Annotated in this window: 21 protein-coding genes; 8 read left to right on the top strand and 13 right to left on the bottom strand. The window is 72.0% G+C overall.

What is annotated here, in order from left to right; genetic code table 11:
* The first annotated feature begins 68 nt into the window (after positions 1-68).
* Together AB0442_RS04765 and AB0442_RS04770 are read left to right on the top strand one after the other, a co-directional pair.
* The gene (locus AB0442_RS04765) at positions 69-1,460 is read left to right on the top strand and encodes a lipopolysaccharide biosynthesis protein (RefSeq protein WP_366160607.1); all 1,392 of its coding nucleotides are present in this window, start codon (positions 69-71) and stop codon (positions 1,458-1,460) included.
* Between the two features lie 13 nt (positions 1,461-1,473).
* Entirely contained in the window at positions 1,474-2,628 is a 1,155-nt protein-coding gene (locus AB0442_RS04770) for a glycosyltransferase family 4 protein (RefSeq protein WP_366160609.1), read from the top strand.
* A 3-nt stretch (positions 2,629-2,631) separates the two neighbouring features.
* On the opposite strand, the gene AB0442_RS04775 is transcribed toward AB0442_RS04770, so the two are convergent.
* Both AB0442_RS04775 and AB0442_RS04780 read right to left on the bottom strand, forming a co-directional pair.
* A complete protein-coding gene (locus AB0442_RS04775) occupies positions 2,632-3,846 on the bottom strand; it encodes a cellulase family glycosylhydrolase (RefSeq protein ID WP_366160610.1) in 1,215 nt (404 codons plus the stop codon).
* Positions 3,847-3,881: 35 nt separating this feature from the next.
* Entirely contained in the window at positions 3,882-4,376 is a 495-nt protein-coding gene (locus AB0442_RS04780; protein WP_366160612.1) for a GNAT family N-acetyltransferase, read from the bottom strand.
* 308 nt (positions 4,377-4,684) lie between these two features.
* Between AB0442_RS04780 and AB0442_RS04785 the strand changes: the two genes are divergently transcribed.
* Positions 4,685-5,650, top strand: a complete 966-nt coding sequence (locus AB0442_RS04785) for a helix-turn-helix domain-containing protein (protein WP_366160614.1) — start codon at positions 4,685-4,687, stop codon at positions 5,648-5,650.
* 233 nt (positions 5,651-5,883) lie between these two features.
* Here the strand turns inward: AB0442_RS04785 and AB0442_RS04790 are convergent, their stop codons facing one another.
* Positions 5,884-6,444 carry a heme-binding protein gene (locus tag AB0442_RS04790; RefSeq protein ID WP_366160616.1) on the bottom strand — a complete coding sequence of 187 codons (561 nt, stop codon included), beginning with the start codon at positions 6,442-6,444 and terminating at the stop codon, positions 5,884-5,886.
* Between the two features lie 435 nt (positions 6,445-6,879).
* Between AB0442_RS04790 and AB0442_RS04795 the strand changes: the two genes are divergently transcribed.
* A complete protein-coding gene (locus tag AB0442_RS04795) occupies positions 6,880-8,196 on the top strand; it encodes a sensor histidine kinase (protein WP_366160722.1) in 1,317 nt (438 codons plus the stop codon).
* Positions 8,193-8,822 (top strand): response regulator transcription factor, encoded by a 630-nt coding sequence (locus tag AB0442_RS04800; protein WP_366160618.1) that lies wholly within the window; start codon positions 8,193-8,195, stop codon positions 8,820-8,822. The genes AB0442_RS04795 and AB0442_RS04800 overlap by 4 nt, the downstream gene beginning before the upstream one ends.
* A 43-nt stretch (positions 8,823-8,865) precedes the next feature.
* On the opposite strand, the gene AB0442_RS04805 is transcribed toward AB0442_RS04800, so the two are convergent.
* The 8 genes from AB0442_RS04805 to AB0442_RS04840 form a co-directional block, all read right to left on the bottom strand.
* Positions 8,866-9,627, bottom strand: coding sequence for a histidine phosphatase family protein (locus AB0442_RS04805; RefSeq protein WP_366160620.1), 762 nt, complete (start codon positions 9,625-9,627; stop codon positions 8,866-8,868).
* A gap of 381 nt (positions 9,628-10,008) precedes the next feature.
* Positions 10,009-11,634, bottom strand: coding sequence for a monocarboxylate uptake permease MctP (mctP, locus tag AB0442_RS04810; RefSeq protein ID WP_363542486.1), 1,626 nt, complete (start codon positions 11,632-11,634; stop codon positions 10,009-10,011).
* Positions 11,634-11,906 carry a DUF3311 domain-containing protein gene (locus AB0442_RS04815; RefSeq protein WP_366160622.1) on the bottom strand — a complete coding sequence of 91 codons (273 nt, stop codon included), beginning with the start codon at positions 11,904-11,906 and terminating at the stop codon, positions 11,634-11,636. Before AB0442_RS04815 ends, mctP begins: the two co-directional genes overlap by 1 nt.
* A gap of 228 nt (positions 11,907-12,134) precedes the next feature.
* The gene (locus AB0442_RS04820; RefSeq protein ID WP_344624451.1) at positions 12,135-12,935 is read right to left on the bottom strand and encodes a GntR family transcriptional regulator; all 801 of its coding nucleotides are present in this window, start codon (positions 12,933-12,935) and stop codon (positions 12,135-12,137) included.
* Positions 12,936-13,237: 302 nt separating this feature from the next.
* On the bottom strand, positions 13,238-14,815 hold the full coding sequence (locus AB0442_RS04825) for a glycoside hydrolase family 3 protein (protein WP_363542488.1): 1,578 nt from the start codon (positions 14,813-14,815) through the stop codon (positions 13,238-13,240).
* A 65-nt stretch (positions 14,816-14,880) separates the two neighbouring features.
* The gene (locus tag AB0442_RS04830; RefSeq protein ID WP_344624449.1) at positions 14,881-15,783 is read right to left on the bottom strand and encodes a carbohydrate ABC transporter permease; all 903 of its coding nucleotides are present in this window, start codon (positions 15,781-15,783) and stop codon (positions 14,881-14,883) included.
* Positions 15,780-16,760 carry a sugar ABC transporter permease gene (locus tag AB0442_RS04835; RefSeq protein WP_366160625.1) on the bottom strand — a complete coding sequence of 327 codons (981 nt, stop codon included), beginning with the start codon at positions 16,758-16,760 and terminating at the stop codon, positions 15,780-15,782. The genes AB0442_RS04830 and AB0442_RS04835 overlap by 4 nt, the downstream gene beginning before the upstream one ends.
* 98 nt (positions 16,761-16,858) lie before the next feature.
* Positions 16,859-18,172 carry an extracellular solute-binding protein gene (locus AB0442_RS04840; RefSeq protein WP_363542490.1) on the bottom strand — a complete coding sequence of 438 codons (1,314 nt, stop codon included), beginning with the start codon at positions 18,170-18,172 and terminating at the stop codon, positions 16,859-16,861.
* Positions 18,173-18,727: 555 nt separating this feature from the next.
* On the opposite strand from AB0442_RS04840, the gene AB0442_RS04845 reads away from it, so the two are divergent.
* The 3 genes from AB0442_RS04845 (at position 18,728) to AB0442_RS04855 (ending at position 23,180) form a co-directional block, all read left to right on the top strand.
* On the top strand, positions 18,728-20,029 hold the full coding sequence (locus tag AB0442_RS04845; protein ID WP_366160628.1) for an extracellular solute-binding protein: 1,302 nt from the start codon (positions 18,728-18,730) through the stop codon (positions 20,027-20,029).
* Between the two features lie 155 nt (positions 20,030-20,184).
* Positions 20,185-21,237 carry an SIS domain-containing protein gene (locus AB0442_RS04850; protein WP_366160630.1) on the top strand — a complete coding sequence of 351 codons (1,053 nt, stop codon included), beginning with the start codon at positions 20,185-20,187 and terminating at the stop codon, positions 21,235-21,237.
* Positions 21,238-21,662: 425 nt separating this feature from the next.
* Complete coding sequence (locus AB0442_RS04855; protein WP_366160632.1) at positions 21,663-23,180, top strand: histidine kinase N-terminal domain-containing protein; 1,518 nt, start codon at positions 21,663-21,665, stop codon at positions 23,178-23,180.
* A gap of 316 nt (positions 23,181-23,496) precedes the next feature.
* On the opposite strand, the gene AB0442_RS04860 is transcribed toward AB0442_RS04855, so the two are convergent.
* Together AB0442_RS04860 and AB0442_RS04865 are read right to left on the bottom strand one after the other, a co-directional pair.
* Positions 23,497-23,748, bottom strand: a complete 252-nt coding sequence (locus tag AB0442_RS04860) for a WhiB family transcriptional regulator (protein ID WP_030267905.1) — start codon at positions 23,746-23,748, stop codon at positions 23,497-23,499.
* 344 nt (positions 23,749-24,092) lie between these two features.
* Complete coding sequence (locus AB0442_RS04865; RefSeq protein WP_363542493.1) at positions 24,093-25,064, bottom strand: diacylglycerol kinase family protein; 972 nt, start codon at positions 25,062-25,064, stop codon at positions 24,093-24,095.
* Between the last annotated feature and the right edge of the window lie 425 nt (positions 25,065-25,489).

Raw genomic sequence — 25,489 nt, forward strand, 5'->3', positions numbered from 1 at the left:
GCGCCCCCGGCCGGGCGCCCGCACCCGTGGCTAGGCGCCGCGGCAGGCACGCCAGGCCGCCGGACCAGATGTACCGCAGCACCTTCTTCCTGCTGGCCTCCTCGGTGAGCACGGCCGGGCTCGGCTTCCTGTTCTGGGTGGTCGTCGCACGCTTCTACACACCCGAACAGGTCGGCCTGGCCACCTCGCTGATCTCGGCGATCTCCCTGCTCGCCTACCTCAGCATGTTCGGCCTGAACAGCACGCTCGTCCGCTTCCCGGCGCCGGAACCCGCCCGCAACGCCCAGATCACCCAGGCGATCGCCCTGGTCGCGGCCGTCTGCGGCATCGCCGCGCTGATCTACCTCGCGGGGCTTCCGCTGTACGGCCCCAAGCTGCTCTTCGTCCGCTCCGACCCGGTGCAGGCCGCCGCGTTCGTCCTGTTCTGCGTCTGCGCAGCCGTCAACGCCCTCACCGACTCCGTCTTCGTCAGTGCCCGGCTCCCGCAGCTCAACGTGCTGGTCGACGGCATCGTCCAGGGGCTGACCAAGCTCGCACTGCCGGCCGCACTCGTCGCACTCGGACCGGGCGGCATCGTCTCCTCCACCGGCGGCGGCTACCTCGTCGCCGTACTGGCGTCCATGCTGCTGATGCACCGCCGGATCGGCTTCCGCTTCGACTTCCGCACCCGCGGCACCCGCCTGCGCGAACAGCTCGGCTTCTCGCTGGCCAGCCACACCTCCAGCCTGCTGAACCTGCTGCCGCTGATGGTCGTCCCGCTCATCGTGCTGGAACGCCTGGGCACGGCCGCGGCCGGCTACTACTACGTCGCCTTCCAGATCGCCAGCCTGCTGCACGCCGTCTCCGGTGCCGTCGGTGACGCCCTGTTCGCGGAGGTTTCCTCGGACGAGTCCCGCTTCGGCGAACTGCTGCGCCGCTCGGCCCGGATCATCGCCGCGGTCCAGGTCCCCGCCGTACTCGCCGTGGCCGCGGCCAGCCCCCTGCTGCTACAGATCTTCGGCCCCTCGTACGCGGAGCGGGGCCGCGGCCTGCTCGTCGCCCTCGCGGTCGGCGCGCTCGCCGTGGCCCTGAACACCTGGGCCGGATTCGGCCTCAAGGCGGCCCGCAGGATGGGCCACCTGATCTTCGGCAACGTCCTCTTCGCGGCCGCGACCATCGGCCTCACCGCGCTGTGGGCACCGCGCGGACTGGTGTGGGTCGGCCTGGCCTGGGGCACCGGCAGCCTGCTGGCCGGGCTCTACGGGACGGCCGCCCTGCTCGCGTCACGGCCGCGCGTCGGGCAGCAGGACGTGCCGGTCGCCCCGTACCCCGCCGCCCCGGTGCAGCCCCGCCCCTTCGTGCCGCCGCAGCCGCACCCCGCCGCTCCGCCGCACCCCCGGCCGGCCGCACCGCCGCCGTCCCGCTCCGGGGTCCAGCAGTACCCCCACCCGACCGTCCGCCCCGAGGGCCCCCACCGATGAGGACCGCCGCCTGATGCCGCGCCGCAAGCCGTCCGGCACCGGACCCCGCACCGTCGCCGTCGTCACGCCCTACTACCCGCCGAAGATCGGCGGGGTGGAGAACTACGCGGCACGCATCGCCCGGGCAGCCGCCGACGACCCCGGGCTGCAGCCGGTGGTCATCACCACCCGGCTCGACGGCCTGCGCACCACCGTCACCACCGAGGACGGCGTGCAGGTCGTCCGCCTCGGCGCCTGGCTCCGGTTGTCCAACACCCCGCTCAGCCCGCTCTGGCCGTTCCAACTGCGGCGCTGGCTGCGCCGCAGCGGCGCCGAGGTGGTCAACGCCCACAGCCCCGTTCCGGGCCTCGCCGACGTGGCGGTCGCAGTGGCCGGCCGGCGGCGGTCCGTCCTCACCTACCACGCCGGATCGATGCACAAGGGGGAGGCCGGCAGCGGTGCCGCGGACCGGCTGATCGGCCTGTACGAGACGCACGTGCTGCCGCGGGTCTTCCGCCGCGCGGACGCGCTCGTCGCGGTCTCCCCGGTCTCGCTGGCGCACGGGCAGCCGCACGCCGTCGAGATCAACCCCGGCGCCGACCTCGGCCGCTTCACCCCGGGGGCGCCGCCCTCCACCCGCCCCCGCACGGTCCTCTACGTCGGCCGGATGGACCGGTCCTCCGCCTGGAAGGGCGTGGACGTCCTGATCCGTGCCCTCGCCGGACCCACCGGGCCGGCCGGTGCGCGGCTGCGCCTGGTCGGCGGCGGCGACGCCGTCGGCGACCACCTGGCGCTCGCCGCCCGGCTGGGCATCGCCGACCGGGTCGAGGCCCCGGGGGAGCTCACCGGCCGGGACCTCGTCGAGGCGATGCGCACCGCAGCCCTCGTCGTCCTGCCCTCCCGCACGGAGGCCGAGTCCTTCGGCATGGTCCTGGTGGAGGCGATGGCCTGCGGCACGCCGGTGGTCGGCTCGGCGGTGGGCGGCATCCCCGGGGTCGTCGTGGACGGCGGGACCGGGCTGCTCGTCCCGCCCGGCGACCCCGGTGCCCTGGCGGACGCCTGCCGGCGGGTCCTCGACGACGGAGCGCTGGCGGACCGCCTCGGCGTCGCCGGCCGCCGCCGCGCCGAGGAGCGCTACGACTGGCGGAAGCTGACCGACCGCCACCTCGACCTGTTCCGCGGGGCGTGACGCCTACGGCTGCGACTGGGCGCGGCGCTGGTAGGCGGCGACGGAGTCCTTGAAGGCGTCGAACGCCGGCTTGTGGCTGCCGTCGTAGCGGCGCAGACCGTAGAACAGCGACCGGCGCTGCTTGTCCTTGGCGGTGCCCGAGTCCTGCTCGGCGAACCAGAAGACCGCGGTCACGTGCGGATTCGCCGCGGCGGCGGGGACGGTGTCACTGGCGATGTCGGCCTGGAACCCCTCCGTCACGTGCGAGGCGTTCGGCGGGATCGTCCGGCCGTCCGCCGCGCTGCCCGGGCCGTTGGTCGGCGCACCCGTCTCGGTGATCCAGACGGGCATGTTGCCCGAGCCGTACTTGTCCAGGACGGCGACCAGGTTGTTCTTCGCGCTGCTGATCTCCTCCATCGCCGTCCCGAAGTCGGTCTTCGCACTGGGCAGATGGGGATAGGTGTAGGGGTGGTAGCTGAGCGCGTCCACCAGTTTGTTGCCGCCGAGCCGGCACACCTGCTCCAGGAACTCGGTGTGCGAGACGTGCCCCTCCGCCGGGTTGGTGGCCACCGCGGCCAGCCCGCCCAGCAGCAGGTACGCCTTCGGGTCGGCACCGCGCAGCGCCTTGGACGTGACGGTCAGCAGCCGGGTGTACGCGGCCGCATCGGGCTTGGGCGCCCAGAAGGGGATGTTGGGCTCGTTCCAGATCTCCCAGACGTGGATGCCCATCGGCGCGTACCGCTGCGCCGCGTCCCGCGCGAACGCGGCGAAGACGTCGAACTTCGCCGGCGGGCACGACGGGTCTTCCTTGCACTCGGCCGAACGGGCCCAGCCCGGCGTGTAGCCGATGGTCGGCAGGACCTCCAGCTTGCGCGCGTGCGCTGCCTTGACGACCCGGTCGAAACGCTGCCACAGGTAGTTCTTCGGGCTGTCCGGCTGGATGTTGTTCCAGGACAGGTCGACGCGGATCCACTTCGCGCCGAGCTCCACCGAGTCGTCCAGGGCGACCGCCAGCTCCTGGTCCGACTTCCAGGTGAGGGTGTCGCCGAAGGCGATGCCGATGCGGAGCTGCTTGCCGTTCTGCGGGGCGGTCGGGGACGGCGCGACCGCCGGCGTCTCGGCGACCGCGGAGGAGGACGCGCGGGTGAAGACGCTCGCAGTCACGGTCGCCACCAGCGATATCAAGAACGCCAGCGCCGCCACCAGCAGCCGCTTCCGCCTGGCCCATTGCATCCCCATGCGGTACAGCCTAGGCCAGCGTCCGACGTGCCCTGTCAGAAGGTCAGTGCATAGACCATCAGATCCATGCCCGGCAGCGGCGCCCAGTCCCGCTCGGGGGAGCGGCGGAATCCGAGCCGTTCGTACACCCGGTGGGCCTCGGTCATGTCCGGGCGGGTGGAGAACGCCATCCCGGCCAGGCCGAGTTCGAGGCTGCGCTCCATCGAGGCCCGCACCAGCGCGGTGCCGACGCCCCCGCCGCGGGCCGACCGGGACACCGCCAGCATCCGGATCTCACCCTCGTGCGGTAGCGAGACGTCGGCCCAGGCGGTGCCGCCGACCGCGAAGGTCACGCAGCCGAGCAGGCGCCCGTCCCCCGCGTCGACCGCGACGAGGAGTTCGGCCTCCTCGCTGCGCCGGCGGGCGTCGCGGAGGAGCGCGGCGTACCGGCCGTCCGCGAGGCTGTAGCCGTCGCCGACGAAGACTTCGACCGAGAGCTCCCCGGCCGGGTCGAGGTCCTGTTCGCGGGCTCGGCGGATGACGACGTCCATCCCCCCAGTCTGCCCTCGTCCCGCCCGCTTCCGGACGGTGCCCGGTGCAGCCGGTCCGGGACGGCCGGGTCGGTGGGGTAGCCGCCGGGGCGGTGCCAGTTGTCGCGGCCGTTGCGGCCGGAGCGGTCGACCTCGCGGCCGACCACCGCTCCGATCAGGGCGAAGCCGCCGACGGCGGCGAACAGGATCACGGCGCTCATGAACACGGAGGAGGAAGTCATGCATCCACTCTCCCGGGGCGGGCGCGGCCCGACGAGTGGCAGAAAAGCCCTCTTGCATCGAAATCCTGCCACGGGCATCCTGGGGCCATGCTGAAGAACGTGGTCGCCGTCGTCCTGGAAGAAGTGCACCCCTTCGAACTCGGCGTCGCCTGCGAGGTGTTCGGCCTCGACCGCACCGACGAGGGCCTGCCCGTCTACGAGTTCGCCCTCGCCTCCGACCGGCCCGGGCCCAAGCGCACCCACGCCGGCTTCAGCGTAGACGTCCCGCACGGGCCCGAACGCCTCGCCCGGGCCGACCTGATCGTCCTCACCGCCACCGGCCTGCGCGACGAGTACCCGCCCGCCCTCGTCGCGGCCCTCCGCGCGGCCGTCGAGGGCGGCGCCCGCGCCCTCTCCATCTGCAGCGGCAGCTTCCTGCTCGGCGCCGCCGGACTCCTCGACGGCCGCCGCTCCACCACCCACTGGAAGCACGCCGCCGAGATGGCCCGGCGCTTCCCGCTCACCACCGTCGAACCCGACGTGCTCTACGTCGACGAGGACCCCGTCATCACCTCCGCCGGCACCGCCGCCGGGATCGACGCCTGCCTGCACCTCGTCCGCAAGGTGCAGGGCGCCGAGGTCGCCCGTGGCATCGCCCGGCGCATGGTCGTCGCACCGCACCGGGAAGGCGGTCAGGCCCAGTTCGTGAACCGCCCGCTGCCCGAGTCCGACGTCGACTCGCTCGCCCCCGTCCTGGACTGGATGCGGCACCACCTCGACGAGGAAGCCACCGTGGAGCGGCTCGCCGCCCTCGCCCACATGTCCCCGCGGACGTTCGCCCGCCGCTTCCAGCAGGAGACCGGCACCACCCCGCACCGCTGGCTCACCGGCCAGCGGCTGCTGCTCGCCCAGCGGCTCCTGGAGGGCACCGCCGAGCCGATCGACGCCGTGGCCGCCCGCTGCGGCTTCGGCAACGCCGCCACGCTCCGCCACCACTTCGCCCGCCGCCTCGGGACCACCCCGCACGCCTACCGCCGCGCCTTCGCCAGCCCCGAGATCGCGGCAGGGGTGTAGCGCGAGGGGCAGGCAGCGGTGCGCGCTGAGAGGCGCCTGTGGGGGCCGCCAGAGACTGCGGGTACTCGTAGGCGTGGCGGCAGGGCGAGTCCATGGTGATGGAGCAACCGCCGCATCTCCCGGGTAGAGGCGGCGGTTGCCCGGTCATCAGGCCGCTCGGTCATCCGGCCGCCCGCGCGGGCGGGACGGTCGGGGCCGCGGGTCGGGGCACCCGGCGCCGGCGGCTCGCGGCGTTACTCGCCGAGGGCGGCGACGCCCGCCTGGGCGAACTGCTCGTCGAGGTCGCCGCTCGGGGCACCGGCGACGCCGATGGCCGCCACGGGCGCGTCCTTGGCCTGCACCGGGGCGCCGCCGCCCAGGAACAGGGTGCCCGGTATGTCCTTCAGGTTCGGCGTCTGGGTCAGCCGCTTCGCCAGCTCGGAGGTCGGGGCGTTCCAGGAGACCGCGGTGAAGGCCTTGCGCTCGGCCGACTCGGGCGACTGCGGACCGGCACCGTCGCCGCGCAGCGCCACGATCGTGTTGCCGTTGCGGTCCACCACGGCGACCGAGACCTTGTAGCCGCCCTTGCCGGCCGCGTCCATCGCGGCCAGTGCGGCCTTGGTCGCGGCGTCCACCGACAGGTGCGAGGAGGACACCACGTCCTTGCCGCCGACCTCGGCGCGGGCCACCGCAGGAGCACCGGCGGCGCCGGGAGTCTCCGCGCTCGCCGCCACCGCACCGAAGGTGCCCGCACCCAGGGCGGCCACCGCCACGGCACCGCCCAGCACCCGTGCCCGCATCGACGTCTTCTTCATTCCGACTCCTCGGCGACTCACCGGTCCGGCCCCTGCGGCTCGGACACACTTCGATCCTCAGGGCCTCACCCCCTCCGCCGCGTCGGCGTTCCGGCTCGCCTCCGCAGGCATGATGGAGGACACCGGGGTCAACCGATCGGCCGATGTGCGGCATCGGCGGACCGGCCAGAATCCCAACCAGGACGCGGTCGGTTCGTGACCGGTCCTTGGGCCGATCCTCGGCCTGTCACCGGCCGGTGGGTGTCCGTCGGCCGGTGCCGACCGGCGGCCGGAGCGCCGGAGCGTCGGGACACCGAGGGTCAGCGCGCACCACTTCACATCGGGGCAGCACCCGCAGCCAGACCCGCAGAACGACCGGACCCTGCAGAACAGGAGGACCACGTGCGACCGCCGCAGCGCAACGACGCCGACGCCGACACCGACGAACGACGCCTCGTGCTCGCCCTCGACACGGCCTTCCTGCTGCTCCTCGCCGGGTCCCTCAGCCGCTTCCTCACCCACCACCCCGGCAGTCCGGCCACCCCCTGGGTGATCGGCCTCTCCGCCGCACTCGCCGCCGCCCAGCTCACCGGATCCCGGCTGCTCGCCCCGCCCCGCGCGGACGCCTCGGACGCCGGCCCGTCCGGTGAGGAGGGTGCCGGCGAGGACGGTGCGGGTGAGGACGCCGTCGGCGAGCCGGCACCATCAAATCAGGCTGCCATCCGACCCAGCAGCAGCGCAGTCGGCCACGCCACGCGGCGCACCGCCGCGCACGCCATCCGCCGCAGCCGTACCGCAGCAGGCGTGCTCGCGCTGGTCGTCGCCCTCTGGGTGGTCCTCGTCCTGTTGGCGCCGAGCTTCGCCTGGTGCGCCGTCCCGTTCGTCTACACCGCGCTGCGCACCCTGCCCACCAAGGCCGCCCTGCCGCTGGTCGCCGTGCTCACCGCGTTGGTCACCGCCGGCCAGGCCCGGCTGCCCGGTCAGGCCGACGCCACCCTGCTGATCCTGCCGCCCACCGTCGCGGCCCTCGCCACCGTCGTCTTCCTCACCATGCGGAGACAGACCGCCCGGCAGCGGGCACTCGTCGACGACCTCGTCCGCACCCGTCGCGACCTCGCCTCCACCGAGCGCCGCGAGGGCACCCTCGCCGAACGGGAACGCCTCGCCATGGAGATCCACGACACCCTCGCCCAGGGCCTCTCCAGCCAGCAGATGCTGCTCCAGGCCGCCGACCGCACCTGGGACGCCGACCCGGACACGGCACGCCGCCACGTCCGTACGGCCGCTGCCGTCACCGGCCGCAACCTCGCCGAGGCCCGCCGCTTCGTCCACGACCTCGCACCGGCCGAGCTGGCCGACGGCGGCGGGCTCGACCACGCCCTGCGGGCCCTCGCCGACCGTGAGAGCGCGGAGACCGGCCTGCCCGTCCGCTTCCACCTCGACGGCACGCCCGTCCCGCTGCCGCCCGCCGCCCAGTCCGCACTGTTGCGGATAGCGCAGGGCGGCCTCGCCAACGTGCGGGAGCACGCCGACGCCTCCGCCGCCGCCCTCACCCTCTCCTACCTCGGCGACCAGGCCGTCCTCGACATAGCCGACAACGGCCGCGGCCTGCCCCCGGACACCTCCGGGGCCACCGGCTCCCGGGGCCACGGGCTGCCCGCCATGCGGGCCAGACTGCGCCAGCTCGGCGGCACCCTCACCGTCGAGAGCACCCCGGGCGAGGGCACCGTGCTCTCCGCCGCCGTTCCCCTGCACACCGGGAGGCCGGGATGAACCCGCCGGTTCGGCTCCTCGTCTGCGACGACCACGCGGTCGTCCGGGCGGGCCTGCTCGCGCTGCTCGCCAGCGCGGGCGACATCGAGGTGGTCGGCGAGGCCGGCAGCGGGGAGGAGGCCGTCACCCTCGCCGCCAGGCTCCGGCCGCAGGTGGTCCTCATGGACCTCCAACTGGGCAGCGGCATCGACGGCGTCGAAGCGACCCGGCGGATCACCGCGGAGCCCGACGGGCCGTACGTCCTCGTCCTCACCACCTTCGACACCGACGCCGACATCACCCGCGCCATCGACGCCGGGGCCACCGGCTACCTGCTGAAGGCCGAGCGTCCGGAGGAGCTGTTCGCGGCCGTGCACGCGGCGGCCGCCGGCCGCACCGTGCTCTCACCGCCGGTGGCGAGCCGGGTGATGGCGCAGATGAGAGCCCCGGCCCCCCGGCTCACCGAACGCGAACAGGAGATCCTCGCCCGTCTCTCCGAAGGGCTGGGCAACCGGGAGATCGCCCGCGCCCTGTTCATCAGTGAGGCGACCGTCAAGACCCACCTCGGCCGCATCTACGACAAGCTCGGTGTCGAGACCCGTGCGGGTGCCGTCGCCACCGCCAAGGAGCGCCGCCTACTGAGATGACGACCGGCGGCGGTGGCCCGGGCAGGTCCGGTACCTGTCCGACCTAGCCGACCTGCCCGCCCGGCAGGTGGTCGGTGGTGTTCCAGAAGTCGGGACGGAGCCGGCCGTCCGAGGCGCGCCACAGGCTGGTCGAGCAGTTGCGGACGGGCTCAAGGTCGAGCAGCTGCCCCTCGGTGAGGCGGTCCAGGATGTGCCGGAGCATCAGCACCGTGCAGTCGTGCGCGACCACCAGCACCGGCCGTCCCGCCTCCTCCTCGCAGAGGTCCCGCAGCACCCCCCGCACCCGCAGTGCCACGTCCAGCCACGATTCGCCGCCCGGCGGCCGGTAGTACAGCTCACCCATCCGCCGCCTCCGCGCCGCCTCCGCGGGGTGCTCCTTCTCGATGGCGGCCCGGGTGAGCATCTCCAGGACGCCGAGCTCTCTGTCCCTCAGCCGTTCGTCGTAGCGCACCGGCACGCCCACCGGCACCGCCCCCAGCCCGGAGGCCTGCGCCACGGCGATCCGCGCGGTCTCCGTGGTGCGGACGTACGGCGAGCACCACACCGCCCGCGGCCGGTCGGCGGCGGGCAGTCCGGCCCACCAGCGGCCCAGTGCCTGTGCCTGGGCCTGGCCGTGCAGGGAGAGCGGGATGTCGGCGTCGCGGCTGTTGATCGGGACGGTCAGCGCACCGGCCTCCTCGGCCAGCCGGAACTCCACGTTGGCGACGGACTCGCCGTGCCGGGTGGCGATCAGGACGGAGGGCAGCGGGCGGCTGTCCTCGCGTTCGGTGCGGTGCCCGTTCAGGATGGTGCCGGCCTCTGCCATCGCCCGTCTCCCCGTCTCGGTCGTTTCGCGCTGCGCGCAGCGCCGGCGGCGCCCCTGGGTGGTGGGGGAGGGCGCGCCCGTGGGGAGTCGCGCCCGGACACGATGATCGCGCCGCCACCACCAGTGTTGACGGTGGTGGCGGCGCGAGCACAGGGCGCACGATGCGCAGCACTGTGCGCCCCGTGCCCCCCGCGCGCTGGCCGACCGACCCGGCTCCGCCGGGCCTCCGCCCGGCCCCGTTCGCCCCTGCTCGGCCTTGCCGGGCCCTATGCCCCGCTCGGCCCTGCTCGGCCTGGCCTGGCCTGGCCGGGCCCTATGGCCCCGCTCCGCCTTGCCGGGCCTTGCCGGGCCCTGTGAGGCCCTGCCCGGGCCCCGCCGGCCTCAGTGCGCGGCTGCGGGCTGCGGCGCCTTCTCCACGGCCTCGTCGCCGGCGTCGGCCGTGTAGTCGACGGCGCGGGTCTCGTCCTCGCCCTCGGGAGCCTTCGCGGCCTTGAGCACGAGCGTGAGCACCACCGCGACCAGCAGGTTCAACACGAAGGCGGTGAGGCCGATGTAGCCGATCTCGCCGATGACCGGGATCTCCGCGGAGTTCCCGCCGAAGTGCTTGGTCGCCTTGGAGGAGATCCCGTACGCCGTCCAGGTGCCGTAGGCCATACCGGCGGCCCAGCCGGCCAGCAGCGCCCAGCGGTGGAACCACCGGGTGAACAGGCCGCCGACGATGGTGACGAAGGTCTGCAGGATCCACAGGCCGCCGAGCAACTGCAGGTTGATCGCGAACTGCTTGTCCATCGCCAGGACGAAGACCAGCGCACCGACCTTCACCAGCAGCGAGGCGATCTTGGCGACCCGGGTCTCGTCCGCCGGGGTGGCCTCCGGCTTCAGGAACTCCTTGTAGATGTTGCGGGTGAACAGGTTGGCCGCGGCGATCGACATGATGGCCGCGGGCACCAGCGCGCCGATGCCGATCGCGGCGAAGGCCACGCCGGTGAACCAGTCCGGGAACATGTTCTCGAACAGCTGCGGCACCGAGAGCTGGGCGTTGAAGCCCTGCACGCCCTTGCCCACGCCGGCCGCGATCGCCATGAAGCCGAGCAGCGCCAGCAGGCCGAGCATCAGCGAGTACGCGGGCATGATCGCCATGTTGCGGCGGACGGTGTTCCGCGACTTGGAGGCCAGCACGCCGGTCACCGAGTGCGGGTACATGAACAGGGCCAGCGCCGAGCCGAGGGCCAGCGTGGCGTACGTCCAGTGCGAGCTCGGGCCGAGCACCAGCGACCCGGAGGGCTTGCCGGTGGCCGGGTTGACGGTCGAGAACTTCTGGGCGGCCGCGTCGAAGATGTGGCCGTAGCCGCCGAGCCGCATCGGGATGTAGATCACCGCGACGATGATCACGATGTAGACCAGGGTGTCCTTGACGAAGGCGATCAGCGCCGGGGCCCGCAGGCCGGAGGAGTAGGTGTAGGCCGCGAGCACCGCGAAGGCGAGGAACAGCGGCAGGTCCTTCATGAACCAGTTGCCGGAGCCGCCGACGCCGAGCACGTCCAGCACCGCCTGGATGCCGACCAGCTGCAGCGCGATGTACGGCATGGTCGCGAGGATGCCGGTGAGCGCCACCACCAGGGAGAGCGCCTTGGAGCCGTACCGGCCGCGCACGAAGTCGGCCGGGGTGACGTACCCGTGCACCCGGGAGACCGACCACAGCCGCGGCAGGAACAGGAACACCAGCGGGTAGGCGATGATCGTGTACGGCACGGCGAAGAAGCCCGCCGCGCCGGTGCCGTAGATCGCCGCCGGGACGGCCACGAAGGTGTACGCGGTGTAGAGGTCGCCGCCCAGCAGGAACCAGGTCACCCAGGTGCCGAAGCTGCGGCCGCCGAGGCCCCACTCGTGCAGGTGCAGGGCGTCGTCGGCGCGCCGCCACCGGGCGGCCAGGAAGCCCATCACGGTGACCAGCGCGAAGAACAGCAGGAAGACCGTCAGTGCGGTCACGTTGATGCCGGTGTGCATCACGCGTCACCGCCCCGGGCGGCCTTGCGGGCCTTCTCGTCGCGCTTGATCAGCAGGTAGGCGCCGACCGTGAAGAGCGCCGAGACCGGCACCCACAGCAGTTGGTACCAGTAGAAGAACGGCATCCCGCCGACCTCGGGGTCGGCCTTGGTGTACGAGGACACCCAGAGGGTCGCCACGACCGGTACGGCCAGGCAGATCGCGGCCAGCACGCGGGCCGGGGTGACGGCGGGGAGGGGGCCGGCGGCCCCGTCCGCAGTGGGGGGTTGCACTTCTGACGACATGTTGCGGCTCCGGCTGAAGAGGACTCACCTCGTCGGCGCCGCAGCGCGCGGAGCTGCCTCCGCCCGCCCGCCGAGCAGCACCTTTGGTGATCGGCAGTCAGTACGGGAGCGAAATGTAGGGCACGGACGTGACCTGTGTCACCGGTTCGCGCAGAAACGTCCTGATCCGGTCGGCGGAGGCCGACCGGATCAGGGGGTGGTGCGTGCGGAGGCGGCTCAGGCCGGCGGCTGCTCCGGCCGCTGCAGGCGGGTGATGAACTTGTACCGGTCGCCGCGGTAGATCGAGCGCACCCACTCCACCGGGGCGCCCTCCGCGTCGAAGGAGTGCCGGGAGAGCTGGAGCATCGGCAGACCCAGGTCGGAGCCGAGCAGGCCCGCCTCGCGCGGGTTGGCGAGCGTGGTCTCGATGGTCTCCTCGGCCTCCGCCACCGTCACCCCGTACACCTCGCGCAGCGCGGTGTAGAGCGAGTTGTGCTTGACCAGGTTGCGGCGCAGCGCCGGGAAGCGCTTGGCCGACAGGTGCGCGACCTCGATCGCCATCGGGTCGCCGTTGGCCAGCCGCAGGCGCTCGATCCGCAGCACCCGGCTGCCGGGCTTGATGTCCAGCAGCGGGGCGAGCCGCTCGTCGGCGCTGATGTAGCCGACCTCGATCAGCCGGGAGGTCGGCTCCAGGCCCTGGGCGCGCATGTCCTCGGTGTAGGAGGTGAGCTGCAGCGCCTGGGCGACCTTGGGCTTGGCGACGAAGGTGCCCTTGCCCTGGATGCGCTCCAGCCGGCCCTCGACGACCAGCTCCTGCAGCGCCTGCCGGACGGTGGTGCGCGAGGTGTCGAACTGGGCCGCCAGTGCCCGCTCCGGCGGCACCGGGGTGCCGGCCGGCTGGGTTTCGGTCAGCTGCAGCAGGTGGCGCTTGAGCCCGTAGTACTTGGGCACCCGCGCGGCCGTACCGGTGGCCGCCGTGGACTGCGCCGGCACCGTGGTGCCCTCCGGGAGGGCCGCCGTGCCTCTCTCGCCGCTCATGGCCGCTCTCACTCCTCGCCCTGCAGCCGTCACCGGCTCCTCCGTCGTTGTATCAGCACATGGTCGCACGCGGGGGCCGCCGAGTGTGAGCTCCTGCGGTCCCGGGTTCGGCCGGACGGTCCCGGCCTGCCGGAGCCGGATGCGACTCCGGTCCGTCCCCCCTTGCCCCCACCCCGGGCCCCGTGCACCCTCCGGTCGGACGCCGCACCGGTGGGGCTCCCCGCCCCGGTCGAGCACCCCACCCCGGTGAAGGGCCCCTACCCCGGTGAAGGGCCCCGCCCGCGGGGAGGGCCCCGCCCCGGTCAGGCGGAGGCCGCGCCCAGCACCAGCCCGGCCAGCGCCTCGGCCGCGGCCACGCCGCAGACCCGGGCGCCGCCGTGGGTGGCGAGCACGGTGGTGCCGCGGCTGCCGAAGGTGTCGGCCAGGGCGTGCGCCGTGCCGATCTCCACCACCACCGCGTCGGGGCGGGCGGCGGTCATGGCGAGCGCGGCCCGCAGCATCCACGGGTGCCGGTGCACGTCGCGGACGACGATCACCAGCGGGCGGTTGACCGCGGCGCCGAGCAGCGGCCGGACGTCGACGTCCGAGCCCTCGGCGGCGACCGCCACGTGCAGCAGGCCGGAGCCCTCGATCCGGGTGGCGGGGGCGCCGACCCGGGTGTGGGTGGTGCCGGGGACGAGCTCGGTGAGCGGGCCGGAGACGCCCCACGGGGTCTGGTCGCCGACCGCGATGTTGGCACCGGGGGAGAACTCCACCACGTGCGGCACACCCTCCAGCGGGCGCAGGTCGCCGTGGATGCGCAGCGCCCGGCGGGCGGCGGCCAGTCCGATGCCGACCTCGCCGTGCGAGCCGGCCTGGACGGCCCGTTCGGCGGCGGACCAGCGGGCGACGGCCCGGTTCCGCTCGGCGGCCTCGTGCAGCCGCTCGGCGGAGAGCCGGCCCTCGCGGACGGCCCAGACCAGGGCGTCGCGGAGGTAGAGGAAGGCCTCCTCGTCCTGCAGGCCGCCGCCGACGCAGATGGTGTCGGCCCCGGCCGCGACGGCCCGGACCGAGCCGGCGGCGACGCCGTGGGTGCCGGAGATGGCGCCCATCTCGATGCCGTCGGTGACGATCAGCCCGGTGTAGCCGAGTTCGCCGCGGAGCAGGCCGGTGAGGATCTCCCGGGACATGGTGGCGGGAAGGTCCGCGTCGTAGGCCGGGAAGAGGATGTGCGCCGTCATGATCGACTTCACGCCGGCCGCGATGGCGGCGCGGAACGGCTTGAGGTGCTCCTGCACCTGCTCCGAGCTGAGGTCGATCCGCGGCAGTCCGAGGTGGGAGTCGCCGGAGGTGTCGCCGTGGCCGGGGAAGTGCTTGGCGCAGGCAGCCACCCCGGCGGACTGCAGGCCGCGGACCCAGGCGGCGGTGTGCCGGGCGGCGAGATCGCCGTCGGAGCCGAAGGAGCGGACGCCGATCACCGGGTTGTCGGGGTTGGAGTTGACGTCCGCGTCGGGCGCGTAGTCGAGGTTGATGCCGACCGACGAGAGGTCGAGGCCGATGGAGCGGGCGACCCGCTCGGTGAGGTCGGTGTCGTCGACCTCGCCGAGCGCCAGGTTGCCGGGGTAGGAGGAGCCGCTGGAGACCTCCAGCCGGGTGACGTCGCCGCCCTCCTCGTCCGTGGCGATCAGCAGCTCCGGGTTGAGCGCGTACATCTCGGCGGTCAACGCGGCGACCTGCTGCGGGGTACGGATGTTGCGGCCGAACAGCGCGACGCCGCCCAGCTCGCCCGAGCCCAGTCTGCGGCGCAGCCACTCGGGGGCGGTGAGCCCGGCGAAGCCCGGCTGGAGCACCGCGCCGGCGTCCGTGAGCAGTTCGACGCTTTCCGTACCGGGAATCGCCATGGTTCCTTCCCTGGGTGGGGTGCGGGAGGTGAGGGTGGTGCGGGGGCGGGCCGCGCCTGTGACTGTCAGCCCTTGACCGCACCGGCGGTCAGGCCCGCCGACACCTTCTTCTGGAAGATCACGAAGAGCACGATCACGGGCAGCGAGACCATCAGGGCGCCGGCCATCTGCGAGCCGTAGTCGGCGCCGCGGGTGGGGGTTGTGGCGTAGAAGGTCAGCCAGATCATCGAGGTCTTCTGGCCGCCGGTGGAGAGCAGCACGTTGGCGACGATGAACTCGTTCCACGCCTGGATCCAGCTGTACACACCGGTGGTGATCAGACCGGGCAGGGTGAGCGGCAGGATGACGCGGAAGAACGCGCCCCACTGGGTGCAGCCGTCGACCATGGCGGCCTCGTCGAGCTCGGCCGGGATGTTGACGATGAACGAGCGCAGCGTCCACACCACGTAGGGCACGGTGAAGACCAGGTAGGCCAGCATGACGCCGAAGAGCGAGCCGGTCATGCCGGCCTTGTTCATCACCACGAACAGCGGGACGATGATCGCCAGCAGCGGGACCATCTGGACGACCAGCATGGTGACGATGAAGAAGTTGCGGCCGCGGAAGCCGAACCGGGCGACGGCGACGGCGGCCAGGAAGCCGACGACGAGGCCGAGCACCACCGCGCCGAGCGTGATGACGACGGTGTTCTGGAGGCCCGGCAGGAACTCCTTGTCCTCGAAGATCGTCTTGTAGCTGTCGAAGGAGAACGCCTGCGGCCAGAAGGTCGGGTCCTTGGCGATCAGGTCCTTGTTCGACTTGAAGGTGGTGATGATCATCCAGTAGATCGGGAAGCCCATCACCACCGCGAAGCCGAGGCCGAGGGTGTTCCAGACCCAGGTCATCACCGGGCTCTGGCCGGTCGCGCGGACCTTGGCCCGGACCTTCGGCGCGGCGGCCGCGGCGGCCGTGGTGTCGACGGTGGTCATCGGTCCTGGGCTCCGATCTTGAGCATCTGGCGGATGTAGAAGACGAGCACCGCCAGCATGAGGAGGATCATGGCGATCGAGATCACCGAGGAGTCGCTGTACTTCGAGGCGACGATGCCCTTCTGGAAGAGGTAGGTGCCGATCGTCCAGTAGCCGGGCTCGGGCGAGGTGTTGCGCAGCGAGAAGATCTGCGCGAAGACCTGGAAGTCCCAGATGAAGCTCAGCGCGGTGCTGATCATCAGGAACGGCTTGATGACCGGGATCACCACGTGCCGGAAGGCCTGCAGGCCGGTGGCGCCGTCCAGCTTGGCGGCCTCCATCAGCTCCTTGGGCACCTGGGTCAGCGCGGCGTTGAGGCCGAGCACCAGGAAGGGCAGCGCGCCCCAGACGATGACCGCGGCGCCGACCACGTAGAGGCCGACGGTGGGGTCGGCGAACCAGTCGTAGTGCTTGGTCTTCTCGTCGCCGGTGAACAGGTAGCCGATGTAGTCGACCACGCCGCCGTTGGAGGCGAAGAGCCAGCGGAAGATGGTGCCGGTGACGAGCGCGGGGATGGCCCAGACGAACATCATCACGGTGATGCAGACGACCTTGACCCAGCCGGAGACCCGGTTGAGCAGCAGGGCGAACAGCATGCCCAGCACCATGGAGAGGACGACCAGCTCCAGGGTGAACCAGACCGAGCGGAGCACGACCTCCCAGAACTGGTCGTCGCCGAGGACCTTGCCGTAGCCCTCGAACCCGATGTACTTCGACAGCGCCGGGTTGACCAGGTACGAGTACCGGTTGATGTTCTGGAACGACAGGTCGAACAGCTGGTACAGCGGATACGCCAGAACGCCCACCAGGGCCGCGACGGCCGGCAGGATCATGGCGTACGGGATGTAGTGGCCGCCCACCAGGAAGCCGCGGCTGCGCGGCGGCGGGGCGGCGGCCGCGGTCTCCTCGACCGCCACCGGCGTTTCGTTCGTTGTCACGCTCATCTGGGTCCTTCCCGGCCCGCGGAACTGCTCGGTACCTGCGCGGGTGGGCAGTCCGCGCTCGCGCACGGACTGCCCACCCCCTGCACGCTTCGTCAGCCGTTCAGGTCCTTGAGGACGGTCTCCTCGACCTTCTTGAGCTCCGCGGCCGGGTCGCCGCCGGCGGCGATCGCACCGAAGGCGTTCTTCAGCGCGGTCTCGTCGGCACCGGACCACATCGGGGAGTTCGGGATGAACCAGGTCTGGCCCTCGGCGGCGTCACCGGTCGCCTTGTTCTCCGGCGCGGCGGCCTTGTAGGCGGCGACCAGGTTCTTGGCGTTCGGGATCGCGAACTTCGCGAGCTCGGTCTGCTGCTTGGTGTTGGTGAAGATCTGCAGGAAGGTCGCGCCCAGGCCCGGGTTGGCGGACTTGGCCGGGACGGCCAGGTCGGAGCCGCCGAGGAAGGCGGGGGTGGGCTGGCCGGCCGCGTTGCCCGGGAGGGCGATGCTGGCGAGCTTGTCCTTCAGGGTCGGGTCGCCGACCTTCGGGTCGGCGACGGAGCCGAGCTCCCAGCCGTTGCCGACGATGGCGGCGATGTTGCCCTTGGCCATCAGGGCGTCCTGGGTGGCCTCGTCGGTGGTGGCGCCGCCGACCGAGAACTGCTTCTGCAGGTCGTTCCAGACCTTGACGCCCTCGATGAACTTGGGGTCGGTCAGGGTGCCGGTCCACTTGTCGCCGTCGCTCTTGGCGACGATGTTCTTCACGCCGAAGGTGCCGGCGCCGAAGGAGGCGGCGGTGTACCAGTTCTGGCCCGGCAGGTACAGGGCGGAGAAGTTCGGCACGGAGGCGTTGGCGGCCTTCACCTTGGTGAGGGCGTCCTTCAGCTCGGCCAGGGTGGTCGGCGGGTTGGTGACGCCGGCCGCGGCGAACAGGTCCTTGCGGTAGATCAGGACGCGGGCGCCGGCGTAGTACGGGACGGCGTAGGTCTTGGAGCCGTCCGGGGTCTGGCCGGAGGCGGCCAGCGAGTCCAGGTACTTGTCCGAGTTCTCGAACTGGGACTTCACGCCGGTCAGGTCGACGAAGGAGCCGGCCTCGATGTACTTGGCGGTCTGGGTGTTGCCGAGCTCGACGACCTCGGGGGCGTTGCCGGAGAGCAGGGCGGTGTCGAGCTTGGTGGTGTAGTTGGTCCAGGTCTGCCACTGGATGTCGACGTCGGCGCCGGTCTCCTCCTTGAACTGCTTCTTGGCAGCCTCGACGACCGACGGCCAGCCCTTCTGGGCGTCGTCCATCAGCCAGACCGTGATCTTCTTGCCCTTGCCGTCCTTGCTGAGGGTGGCCTGCTTGGCGTCGCCGGAGGAGCCGGACGAGGAGCAGGCGGACGCGACGAGAACGGTGGCAATGGCGGCCACGGCGGCGAGCTTGCGGTTCAAACCATCCTCCAGAGGGATGAGCAAGGTGTGGCACCGGGCTGTGGGGGCGTGGCCCTGAAGCGTCGTGCCGGGGGGAATGTCACCGGTGATTGCGAAGGGGGAACAGCAGGGTGGAGCGGCAACCGGCCTGGTGGAGTAGACCATTGGTGTAGACCAACTGCCCTGGAGATTGGCACGTACCAAAGAAGGCCGTCAAGGGTTCGCGAGTGCTCGGGGCACACCGTTATCAACGCTTGACACGGCCGTGCGCATCTGATGGTCGGCGGGTCTTGGACTGGACCATCCTGGCCGGAAAATCGGGCGAATGCCGCATGAACAGTCATAGATGGCGAACGATCCGTCCTCGGGCCTAACCCTCCCTCAAGTGGACCTTAAGGCGGCCCTAACGGAGCGTGCGGTGAGTGCGTGCTCACCGTGCGTGTCCGCATGACAACGGCTCTGCAACGACTGGTGCCTAGGCCCCTGCGCGCCGTTGACGCGACCAGTGGTCTGGTCCAGTCTCGGCGAACTGGTCTGTACCAATGCGCAGACCTTCCCCGACCCTCCGGAGGAAGCGTGAAGCGGCAGTTGACGGCGGCGATCGGCATGGCGGCCCTGCTGGCCACCGCGGTGGGATGCGGCGGCAGCGGCTCCCCGGGCGGGGACGGGGCGGCCTCGGCCGCCGCGGAGACGGGGACCGTGACCGTCTGGCTGATGGGCGAGGCCCAGACCAGCTGGCCCGAGCTGGTCCAGCAGGTGAACGACGAGTTCGCCGCCAAGTACCCGAAGGTCGAGCTCCGGCTCCGGTACCAGACCTGGAAGGACAAGATCGCCAACCTGGACGAGGCCCTGAAGGGCGAGCGGGTGCCCGACGTGGTCGAGCTCGGCAACACCGAGACGATGAAGTACATCCTCAACGGCTCGCTCGCGCCGGTGGACCGCACGGCCTTCGACAACAACCAGACCTGGATCCGCGGCCTGGTCAACACCTGCACCTACCAGGACAAGCTCTTCTGCGTGCCGTACTACGCCGGTGCCCGGGTCGCCATCTACAACTCGGCGATGTTCCAGGAGGCCACCGGCAGCTCCTCCGTCCCGGCCACCGAGGACGAGCTGATGGCCGCCCTCGACAAGATCCAGGCGAAGAACCGCAGTGGGAAGGCCTTCTCGCCGCTCTACCTGCCGGGCCCCTACTGGTACGCCGCGATGTCCTACGTCGCCGCGTACGGCGGCGCCATCGCCCGCTTCGACAACGGCGGCCGCTGGCACGGCACCCTCAGCGACGAGAAGTCGCAGCAGGGCATCCAGCACTTCGTCGACCTGGTCAAGCGGTACAACCACGGCGACCTGACGGTGAACGAGCTCGACCAGGCGGCGGTGCTCGGGAAGCACCGCACCGCGATGCTCTACGGCAACGGCTGGGAGGCCGCCGCCGCACTGGAGCCGCTCTCCGGCGACCCCAAGCTCAAGGACGTCGTGAAGGTCGCCGGCATGCCCGGCCCGAACGGCAAGCCGCTGCCCTCCTTCATCGGCGGCTCGGACCTCGCGGTCACCGCCAAGTCGCAGGTCCAGGACCTCGCCAAGGACTGGATCCGGATGTTCACCAGCGCCAAGTCGCAGCAGGTGCTGGCGGACAAGGACACCCTGCCGAACAACCTCACCCAGCTCGCCCCGCTGAAGGACAAGCCGGCCACCGCGGCCGCCGCCAACGCCGTCCCGGACGCCTGGTTCACCCCGGTCGCCCCGGGCTGGGCGGCGATCGAGAAGCAGAACGTCCTCGTCGACATGCTGAACGACGTCTTCGCCGGCACCTCGGTGGAGGCCGCGGCCAAGGCCGCCGACGCCAAGATCGACGCGCTGATCAACAACCCGTCCTGAGCCGCCCGGCCGGGCTCCGGAGTTCGTTCCGGGGCCCGGACACCGTAGGATCGAGCGGCAACACCTTTGCAGCGAGTGTGCGGACTCGCCGCCGTGAGGGACCCGCCGGGCCAGCAGCCCGCAGCGGGCCGAACCATCTCAACGGAGGCACACCGATGTCCGACCCGCAGACCGTCCCCGGCAGGATCATGGCGGCGGAGATGGCCGAGCAGCCGGCCGTCCTGCAGCGCATCCTCGACGAGGGCGCTCCCAAGATCCGCGGGATCGCCGCCGAGATCGCCGCCCGCAACCCGCGCTTCGTGCTGCTGACCGCCCGCGGCACCTCCGACAACGCGGCCCTGTACGCGAAGTACCTGATCGAGGTCCTGCTCGGCAAGCCCGCCGGCCTCACCTCGATGTCCACCACCACCGCGTACGGCGCCAAGCCCGACCTCCGGGACTGCCTGGTCGTCACGGTCAGCCAGTCCGGCGGCTCGCCCGACCTGGTGGCCTCCACCAAGGCCGCCCGCGAGGCCGGCGCCATCACCCTCGCGGTGACCAACAACGCCGGCTCCCCGCTGGCCGAGGTCTCCGAGTTCCACATCGACGTGCTGGCCGGCCCGGAGAAGGCGCTGCCCGCGACCAAGACGTACACCGCCGAGCTCCTGGCGCTGTACCTCTTCGTCGAGGGCCTGCGCGGCGGCGACGGCTCGGCCGCCAAGGCCCTGCCCGGCCTCGCCGCCGGCGTCCTGGAGCGCCAGGCCGAGGTCAAGTCCCTCGCCGAGCGCTACCGCTTCGCCCAGCGCCTGGTCATCACCTCGCGCGGCTACGGCTACCCGACCGCCCGCGAGGCGGCGCTGAAGCTGATGGAGACCACCTACATCCCGGCGTCGCCGTTCTCCGGCGCCGACCTGCTGCACGGCCCGCTCGCCATGGTGGACAACGTCTCCCCGGTGATCGCCATCGTGCCGGACGGCAAGGGGGGCGAGGCCCTGCAGCCGGTCCTCGACCGGCTCCGCGGCCGTGGCGCCGACCTCGTCGTGATCGGTCAGGAGTCCCAGGTGGAGGCGGCCTCGGCGGGCTTCGCGCTGCCGGCCGGCGTGCCCGAGGAGGTGCAGCCGATCCTGGAGATCCTGCCGCTGCAGCTGCTCGCCTACGAGGTGACGATCGCCCGCGGCCAGGACCCGGACGCGCCGCGCGCCCTCGCCAAGGTCACCGAGACCCACTGACGCCCGGCGCATCGGGCACACGGAAGGGGCGCGCGGGGTGGGAAACCCCGCGCGCCCCTCTCGTACGTCCTCGTACGTCCGCGGCCGCCCGTCCGGCGGCCGTCCGCCCGGGTCCGCCGTGCCGGCGGGCGCCCGGAAAGCACTACGGGCCACGGCGCCGACACGGGACCCTCAACCCGTGCGGCACCGCAGCCCGGAGCTGTCGTCGGCGGCCGGTGCGGCCGGGAGTTGTGCGGGACTCCCGGGCCACCGGTGCGCCGACCGAGAAGGGGCCTCGCGCGGTCAGGGCAGTGTGCGCGGGGGCCTCTCCTTGGTGCGTTTCCCATTGTGGACTAGACCAATTGTGGTTGTCCAGGGGTGCGCCGACATTGGTCTGGACAACGTCGCGGAAGGTCCCGCGGGGCCGTTTTCGTTAGGCTCGCCCTGTGCCCTCGCTGAACGAACTCGTCCGCCGCCACACCACCCTCACCGGTGCCGACGTGGAGTGGCTGCACCTGCTGGTCTCGGAGTGGCAGCTGCTCTCCGACCTCTCCTTCGCCGACCTGGTGCTCTGGATCCCCACCTGGGACGGGATCCGGTACGTCTCGGTCGCCCAGATGCGGCCGAACACCGGTCCGACCTCGTACCAGGACGACATGGTCGGCCACCTGGTGCCGCGCGGCCGCCGCCCGCTGCTGGACGCGGCCTACGACGAGGGCCGGATCGTGCGCGAGGGCGACCCGGAGTGGCGCGAGGAGGTGCCCGTCCGGGTCGAATCCATCCCCGTCCGGCGCGAGGGCCGGGTGCTGGGCGTGATCGCCCGCAACACCAACCTGCTGACCGTCCGCACCCCCAGCCGGCTGGAGCTCACCTACCTGCAGAGCGCCTCCGACCTGGCCCAGATGATCGCTGCCGGAACGTTTCCCTACCCGGCCGAGCAGACCGACATGGACGCGGCGCCCCGCGTCGGCGACGGCCTGATCCGGCTCGACGCGGACGGCATCGTCACCTACGCCAGCCCCAACGCGCTCTCCGCCTACCACCGGATCGGCCTCAACACCGACCTGGTGGGCAGTCATCTCGGCCGCGCCACCGCCGAGTTGGCTCCGCCGTCGCGCTCCGCGGTGCACGAGTCCCTGGTGAAGATGGCCAGCGGCTGGGCTCCCCGGCAGACCGAGGTCGAGGCGCAGGGCGGGGTGGTGATCATCCGCTCCATCCCGCTCAAGCCCAAGGGAACCCCCACCGGGTCCCTGGTGCTTTGCCGCGACGTCACCGAGCTGCGGCGGCGCGACCGCGAGCTGATGACCAAGGACGCGACCATCCGGGAGATCCACCACCGGGTGAAGAACAACCTGCAGACCGTCGCCGCGCTGCTGCGGCTGCAGTCCCGCCGGATGGACTCGGACGCGGGCCGGGCCGCGCTGGACGAGGCGGTCCGGCGGGTCGGCTCGATCGCCATCGTGCACGAGACCCTCTCGCAGACCCTCGACGAGCAGGTCGCCTTCGACGAGATCGCCGACCGGGTGCTCGCCATGGTGATGGAGCTCTCCCAGGACGGTCTGGTCAGCACCAAGCGCACCGGCAGCTTCGGCATCCTCACCGCCGAGGTCGCCACCCCGCTCGCGATGATCCTCACCGAGCTGCTGCAGAACGCCCTCGAACACGCATTCGGCCCGAAGGCGGCGGGCAGCCTGGAGGTCAGCGCCCTGCGCGGGCGGGCCCCGGCGACCGGCATGGGCTGGTCCGACAGCTGGAACGGCGGCGTCAAGCCGGAGGAGTACCTGCTGATCACCGTGCAGGACGACGGCCGCGGCATGCCCGAGGGCTTCGACCCGCAGAAGGCCGGCAACCTCGGCCTGCAGATCGTCCGGACCCTGGTCACCGGCGAGCTCGGCGGCACCTTCGACATGGTCGCCGCCCCGGACGGCGGCACCAAGGTCGTCCTGGAGATCCCGGTGAAGTAGCGGCGGCGCGGCCCGGGAACGCCACGAGGCCCTGCCGACCGGGGGGGTGGGTCGGCAGGGCCTCTCAACCCGTTCCGGCCGTCGGGGGGAGTCGGCCGGAACGGGGGCTCTGTGGGTGCGACGCTGCACTCGTGTGTTGCACACGGTGAACGGCCCAGGTCCACGATATTGCTCTCAGTGAGCAGTATCAAGGCCCCTGGCGGCCCGGCGTCGTCCGGGTCGCGCCGTGCGGCGCGACCCATCGTGCGGAAGGCCCTGGGAACACTCGGAGACAGGGCCTTTGATCATGGATTGATCAGGCGGTGCTGGCGGCGTGTCAGGCGGTGCGGGCGCGGTTGCGGGCGGCACGGCGCTTCATCGCGCGACGCTCGTCCTCGCTCATGCCGCCCCAGACGCCGGCGTCCTGGCCGGTCTCGAGCGCCCACTGCAGGCACTGGTCCATGACGGGACAGCGGCGGCACACGGCCTTGGCTTCCTCGATCTGCAGCAGAGCAGGACCGGTGTTCCCGATCGGGAAGAACAGCTCCGGGTCCTCTTCGCGGCAGACAGCGCGGTGGCGCCAGTCCATGGTCGTCCAACTCCTCCGGTCGGCGGGCGGTGGCCCGGCCGACGCAATCGACGGCTTGTGAATGTGAACGCTTTCACGAATCCCGCAACAGCAAAAGCGACCAAAGGCCCATCGGGCCCGGGTGGTCTGCGCTGAGGTGGGGTTCGGGCGATTCGAGGGAGTTCCGCGTGTCCCGCTGCGGCCCGTCCCGATCGCCATGTAGAGGTTCGCAAACCTGCGGCCCGGATACAACCCCCTTCGGCAAGGAATTTTTGATTCTTCGGTGTCGCATAGCTCACAGCCCGTACTTCTATGGGGTGAAGGGGGCTAGCGCGTTCGAGAAGAAGGGTGGGACCCCCTTCTGGTCACACAATCACACGCAGTGCCCGCCGAACGCCTGTGAAACTGACGCGACTCCTGTCTCCAAGGTGGTCCCCGTCGACCTGAAACGGGGCCGGTTCCTGTGAAACCAAGGTGAAGTGTCTGACGTCGTGATAGGAGACGACGTGTTTCCCGCTCGGTCCGGAGGCCGCCGCGGCGCCGTCCGCAGGGGTGTGCGACCGCAGAATCTGACGGACCGTTCGAGCGGTGCCGAACGCCGTCATCCGAGTGATGCCGAAGATGTCAAGGTGCGTCTCGAAAGACGCGGAGGGCGAGGGGTACACCGGACGGTTCCCGAGGAAGGTCCACGGCGAGGTGTTGCTGACTATCGACAGCACCAGGCCCGGCACCGGCTCCTGCCCGTTGATCTCCAGGGTGATGGGGCCGTTCCGGCGATGCTCACGCTCGGTGACGTAGTGCCGGAGCGCCTGGTTCACGTAGAGGGCGTGCGTGGAACGCCGGCCCGCCCTGCGCTGCTCCTCCACCCGCCCCACCACGCCGGCGTCGAAGCCCAGCCCCGCGGTGAAGGTGAACCAGCGGTCCGGCTCCCCCTCCGAGAGGGCCTTGCCCAGCCCGATGGAGCGCTCCCGCCGGACGGCCAGCGCGTCCAGCAGCGCACCCGTCGCCTCCACCGGATCGTTCGGCAGCCCCAGCGCGCGGGCGAAGACGTTGGTCGAACCGCCGGGCACCACCGCCAGCCGCGGCACCCGCTCGGACGGGCCGTGCGCGAGCAGCCCGTTCACCACCTCGTTGACCGTCCCGTCGCCGCCCAGGGCGACCACCAGGTCCACCCCGCCGTCCTCGGTCGCGGCACGCGCCAGGTCGCCCGCGTGCCCGCGGTACCGGGTCTGCGCGACCTCCAGCTTCAGGTCGCTGCGCAGGGCGTGGATCAGCACGTCGCGGGTGCGGGCACTGGTGGTGGTCGCCATCGGGTTCACGACCAGGAGAGCGCGCATGAACGCCAGCCTACGGGTCGGTACCGGAGGTGCGGCGGTTACCCTGCTGGAGTGACCGCGAAGACCGCCCGCACCGCACCCGCCCCCGCCGCCGGCCAGGAGGGCGCCACGAGCCCCGCCGAAGCCCGCCCGGCCCCGCTGCTCACGGGTGCCGCGATCACCCTGCTGGAGGGCGCCGCACTCGCCGGATGGGGCCTCTACGACGTCGTCTCCTCCCTCGCCGGCGACCACGCCGCGGCCGGCCGCAGCGCCGCCGGCGCCGCCGTCCTGCTGCTGATGGGCCTCCTCCCGCTGCTGGCCGGCCGGGCGCTGCTGCGGCTGCGCCGCTGGGGCCGCAGCCCCGCGCTGCTCACCAACTCCATCTGCCTGCCGGTGGCCTACTACATGTGGCAGGGCGGCGGCGCCGTCCGGGTCGCGGCGGTGGC

It is taken from the genome of Kitasatospora sp. NPDC085895, from assembly GCF_040702125.1.
Lineage (GTDB): Bacteria > Actinomycetota > Actinomycetes > Streptomycetales > Streptomycetaceae > Kitasatospora > Kitasatospora arboriphila.

Excerpts from the sequence above, each read along its gene's own strand:
- AB0442_RS04770 (WP_366160609.1), top strand. The coding sequence starts at position 1,474 with ATGCCGCGCCGCAAGCCGTCCGGCACCGGACCCCGCACCGTCGCCGTC.
- AB0442_RS04800 (WP_366160618.1), top strand. The coding sequence starts at position 8,193 with ATGAACCCGCCGGTTCGGCTCCTCGTCTGCGACGACCACGCGGTCGTC.
- AB0442_RS04865 (WP_363542493.1), bottom strand. The coding sequence starts at position 25,064 with ATGCGCGCTCTCCTGGTCGTGAACCCGATGGCGACCACCACCAGTGCC.
- AB0442_RS04860 (WP_030267905.1), bottom strand. The coding sequence starts at position 23,748 with ATGGACTGGCGCCACCGCGCTGTCTGCCGCGAAGAGGACCCGGAGCTG.
- AB0442_RS04805 (WP_366160620.1), bottom strand. The coding sequence starts at position 9,627 with ATGGCAGAGGCCGGCACCATCCTGAACGGGCACCGCACCGAACGCGAG.
- AB0442_RS04765 (WP_366160607.1), top strand. The coding sequence starts at position 69 with ATGTACCGCAGCACCTTCTTCCTGCTGGCCTCCTCGGTGAGCACGGCC.
- AB0442_RS04850 (WP_366160630.1), top strand. The coding sequence starts at position 20,185 with ATGTCCGACCCGCAGACCGTCCCCGGCAGGATCATGGCGGCGGAGATG.
- AB0442_RS04780 (WP_366160612.1), bottom strand. The coding sequence starts at position 4,376 with ATGGACGTCGTCATCCGCCGAGCCCGCGAACAGGACCTCGACCCGGCC.
- AB0442_RS04775 (WP_366160610.1), bottom strand. The coding sequence starts at position 3,846 with ATGGGGATGCAATGGGCCAGGCGGAAGCGGCTGCTGGTGGCGGCGCTG.
- AB0442_RS04830 (WP_344624449.1), bottom strand. The coding sequence starts at position 15,783 with ATGACCACCGTCGACACCACGGCCGCCGCGGCCGCCGCGCCGAAGGTC.
- AB0442_RS04790 (WP_366160616.1), bottom strand. The coding sequence starts at position 6,444 with ATGAAGAAGACGTCGATGCGGGCACGGGTGCTGGGCGGTGCCGTGGCG.
- mctP (WP_363542486.1), bottom strand. The coding sequence starts at position 11,634 with ATGCACACCGGCATCAACGTGACCGCACTGACGGTCTTCCTGCTGTTC.
- AB0442_RS04820 (WP_344624451.1), bottom strand. The coding sequence starts at position 12,935 with ATGAGCGGCGAGAGAGGCACGGCGGCCCTCCCGGAGGGCACCACGGTG.
- AB0442_RS04785 (WP_366160614.1), top strand. The coding sequence starts at position 4,685 with ATGCTGAAGAACGTGGTCGCCGTCGTCCTGGAAGAAGTGCACCCCTTC.
- AB0442_RS04825 (WP_363542488.1), bottom strand. The coding sequence starts at position 14,815 with ATGGCGATTCCCGGTACGGAAAGCGTCGAACTGCTCACGGACGCCGGC.